The organism is Vibrio sp. YT-19(2023), from assembly GCF_033337395.1.
This window is the reverse complement of sequence record NZ_JAWOQN010000752.1, coordinates 1-603: the sequence shown is the minus strand read 5'-3', so window position 1 is coordinate 603 and position 603 is coordinate 1. Positions and strand designations below refer to the sequence as shown.

The following is a 603-nucleotide window of genomic DNA, read 5'->3' as shown; positions in this document are numbered from 1 at the left end:
TGAGGCATCCTTCTGATTTGGTGGTGATGCAAGAGCTGACGCCGCGTGTTGGCAGCCTCTTGCACATGTTGGATGATGTCTATCCGCATTATTATGGTGGCCAACGTGACGTAGGGTACCCATCAAATTTGATGATTCTTAGCCGACACCCGATCACGGAGGTTTCGGTTTATCGTGCGCCAAATGGACAAGAAGTCATCAGAGCGGTTTGGTTGCCTAAAGGTCAAGCACCGATCACTTTGTTTGCGGCTCATCCACCGTCACCAAGAACCAGCGAGCTTTGGCATCAAAGAAATGCGTTGGTGCGAACCATAGAAACGCTGACCGCGCTTTATCCCGAGCCAGAGGTGTTGGTTGTGGGGGATTTCAATCTCTCCTCGGTTAGCCCTCGGTTTTCTACGCTGTTCCCGAGTTTTCAAACCGCGCCCGTGACGAGCTGCCTAACTAACATGAAATTCATAAACGTGCCAGAGCCGATGATGATAGGTATTGATCACTTGTGGCTAAAATCTGAGCAAGGACAGCGAATCATTTGCTCTCGTGAATCCTCTGCTTTTCCACAAGGCTCAGATCACCGCATGGTGACAACCCAGATCGGTGTGC

At 50.6% G+C, this 603-nt stretch carries 1 protein-coding gene; it reads left to right on the top strand.

Annotation, left to right across the window (positions count from 1 at the left end; all coding sequences use genetic code 11):
* A partial coding sequence (locus R7E78_RS28270) for an endonuclease/exonuclease/phosphatase family protein (RefSeq protein ID WP_411913782.1) occupies nt 1-603 on the top strand: 603 nt, incomplete at both ends.